The following is a 3,143-nucleotide window of genomic DNA, read 5'->3' as shown; positions in this document are numbered from 1 at the left end:
AATCCACTCAGTACGCGAATTCTCGGAACACCGGATCGACGTCGCCGTGCCAGCGGCCATGGAACAGCGCCAGCTTGCGCTCGGCCGGGGTCAGGCCGGATTCGACGATCTCCTGCAGCACGTCCAGGAACTTGCTCTCGTCCTGGCCATCGGCATTGCGTGCGGCGCGACGCTTGAGGCCTTCCACCGAGATCTTGACCGCCTCGCCGGCGAGGTCACGCACGGTGCCATTGCGGAACGGCAGGTTCATCGCATGCTTCGGCACGCCGTCACGCAGCGCATGGCGCTCGGCCAGGGTGAAGTCACGCACCAGGTCCCAGGCGGCATCCAGTGCGGTGTCGTCATACAACAGGCCCACCCAGAATGCCGGCAGCGCACACAGGCGGCTCCACGGGCCACCATCGGCACCACGCATTTCCAGGTACTTCTTCAGGCGCACTTCCGGGAACGCGGTGGTCATGTGGTCCGACCAGTCGCGCAGCGTCGGCAGCGCACCCGGCAGCACCGGCAGCCTGGCCTGCATGAAATCGCGGAAGCTCTGCCCGCTGGCGTCGTGGTAGATGCCATCGCGGTAGGAGAAATACATCGGCACGTCGAGCAGGTAGTCGACATAGCGCTCGTAACCAAAGCCATCCTCGAACACGAAGTCGAGCATGCCGGTGCGGTCAGCGTCGGTGTCGGTCCAGATGTGCGAGCGGTAGCTCAGGTAGCCGTTCGGCTTGCCTTCGGTGAACGGCGAATCGGCGAACAGCGCGGTGGCGATCGGCTGCAGCGCCAGCGACACGCGGAACTTCTTCACCATGTCCGCTTCGGTGGCGTAGTCCAGGTTCACCTGCACCGTGCAGGTGCGGGTCATCATGTCCAGGCCCAGCGAACCGACCTTGGGCATGTACGAGCGCATGATCTTGTAGCGCCCCTTCGGCATCCAGGGCATTTCATCGCGCTTCCACTTCGGCTGGAAGCCCATGCCGAGGAAACCCAGCTGCAGTTCGCCGGCCACCTGCGCCACTTCATTGAGGTGGGTGCCGGTCTCCACGCAGGTCTGGTGGATGGTCTCCAGCGCCGCACCGGACAGCTCCAGCTGGCCAGCCGGTTCCAGCGTCACCGAGGCACCGTCGCGCAGCAGCGCGATCGTGTTGCCGTTCTCCTGCACCGGCTCCCAGCCGAAGCGGACCAGGCCGTTGAGCAGTGCTTCGATGCCCCGCTCGCCCTCGAAGGTCGGGGGGCGCAGGTCATCCAGGCGGAACCCGAACTTCTCGTGCTCGGTGCCGATGCGCCACTGCGCGCGGGGCTTCTCGCCGGAGGCGATCACCTCCACCAGCTGCGAGCGGTCGGTAATGGGGGTATCGGCGACGTGGCTGGGGCTCGACAAGGGAAAGGCTCGCTGGACGGTGGCGGGGGATGTGGGGCTCGCGGCCTTCCATCGCAAGGGCGCACTATAGCGTGGCACCCCGTTGCGTCATGCGACGGTGACGGGTTTCAGCATCCTACCGACGCCCTCTTGACCCTCGTACACTCAACGTCATGAGCCGCCATTCACGACACCCCGAACTGCATCGCTCCGAGCGCGTCGGCTGGCTGCGAGCCGCCGTGCTGGGCGCCAACGATGGCATCGTCTCGGTGGCTGGCCTGGTGGTCGGCGTGGCCGCCAGCGGCGCCTCGGCTGCGACCATCCTGGCCACCGGCGTGGCAGGTACCGTGGCTGGCGCGATGTCGATGGCGGCGGGCGAATATGTCTCGGTGCAGACCCAGGCCGACACCGAAGCGGCCGACCTGGCAATGGAAAAGCGCGAGCTGCGCGACGATCCGCACAGCGAACTGGAGGAGCTGGCCGCGATCTACCGCCACCGTGGCCTGGAACCTGCATTGGCCCGGCAGGTAGCCGAACAGCTCACCGCCCACGATGCGCTGGGCGCGCATGCGCGCGACGAACTGGGCATCACCGATACCCTGCGCGCCCGCCCGCTGCAGGCAGCGCTGGCCTCGGCCGGTGCGTTCACCTGCGGTGCGGCGCTGCCAGTGCTGACCGCCCTGCTCGCACCGGTCGAAAAGGTCGCACTGATGACCACGGCCAGTACCCTGCTCGGCCTGTGCCTGACCGGCGCGGTGGCAGCCCAGGCCGGCGGCGCACCGCCGGTGCGCGGCGCAATGCGGGTGATGTTCTGGGGTGCGCTGGCAATGGCCGCCGCTGCAGGCGTCGGTCGCCTGTTCGGCGCCCAGGTGACATGACCGGCATGCTGCCGCCAGTTAACGCACTGCTGGCCGAGATGGCCAGTCTGGCCGGCTGCGCACGCGCCGAAGGTTATGCGTGCATCACCGCTCGGCGCGAACATGGCGCCAGCTCGGTGGAGATTCCGCAACCGCAGTTCGCGATCCTGCTGGAAGGCCGCAAGCAGGTGCGTACCGCGCACCAGTCGCTGGAGTTCATCCCCGGCGACATCCTGCTGCTGACCCAGCGCTGCCGCATCGATGTAGTCAACACCCCCGACCCACGCAGTGGCCGCTACCTCAGCGCCATCGTGCCGCTGTGTGCCGAAGTGCTGGCGGCCGCACGCACGCTGTGGAGCGGGGAGCTTCCCGCCGCTGGTCATGCGATGGCGCGACTGCCGTTGATCGATCATGGCGCGGTGCTGCGCCAGTGGCGGCAATCGCTGCAGGACGGCCGTTACAGCGAAGCGCGGCTGGCCCTGGCCTCGTTGGTACTGACCCTGTGCCGGCAGGGCCACGGCAACCTGCTGCTGCCGCAGGCGCCGAGCCTGGGCGAACAGATCCGCGACCGCATCGCCGCCGAACCGGCCCGCGACTGGCAATCGCGTGATGTGGAAGCGCTGTTCGCGCTGAGCGGCGCGACCCTGCGCCGTCGCCTGGCGGCCGAGGACACCAGCCTGCGCCAGCTGCTCACCGAGGCCCGGCTGGCGCATGGCATGCAGCTGCTCTACACCACCGACCTGCCGTTGAAGACCGTGGCCGCGCGCGCGGGCTACCGGTCTGCGGCGAGTTTCAGCAAGCGCTTCGCCGAGCAGTACGGACTGGCTCCCACAGACATTTGAGGGGGTTCGGCAGGGCTGCGCCCTGCACCCGCCGAAGCGAGAGCAAGAGCCGGAGCAACAGCAACAGCAACAGCGTGCATTCCGTGGGATGGC

The 3,143-nt window shown here is 67.9% G+C and carries 3 protein-coding genes; 2 read left to right on the top strand and 1 reads right to left on the bottom strand.

All coding sequences use genetic code 11. The annotated features are described in order from the left end of the window. Positions 1-7: 7 nt before the first annotated feature. Complete coding sequence (locus N5C25_RS20430; protein ID WP_058983614.1) at positions 8-1,372, bottom strand: glutamate--cysteine ligase; 1,365 nt, start codon at positions 1,370-1,372, stop codon at positions 8-10. A 152-nt stretch (positions 1,373-1,524) separates the two neighbouring features. Here N5C25_RS20430 and N5C25_RS20425 point away from each other — a divergent pair, with 152 nt between their 5' ends. Together N5C25_RS20425 and N5C25_RS20420 are read left to right on the top strand one after the other, a co-directional pair. Beyond that, positions 1,525-2,229: a VIT family protein gene (locus tag N5C25_RS20425; RefSeq protein WP_058983616.1), complete on the top strand. Its 705-nt coding sequence runs from the start codon at positions 1,525-1,527 to the stop codon at positions 2,227-2,229. Then, a complete protein-coding gene (locus N5C25_RS20420; protein WP_058983618.1) occupies positions 2,226-3,050 on the top strand; it encodes an AraC family transcriptional regulator in 825 nt (274 codons plus the stop codon). Before N5C25_RS20425 ends, N5C25_RS20420 begins: the two co-directional genes overlap by 4 nt. Positions 3,051-3,143 lie beyond the last annotated feature (93 nt).

The organism is Stenotrophomonas sp. GD03958 (assembly GCF_029839005.1).
Classification (GTDB): Bacteria; Pseudomonadota; Gammaproteobacteria; order Xanthomonadales; family Xanthomonadaceae; genus Stenotrophomonas; species Stenotrophomonas hibiscicola.
This window is presented reverse-complemented; position numbering and strand designations above follow the sequence as displayed.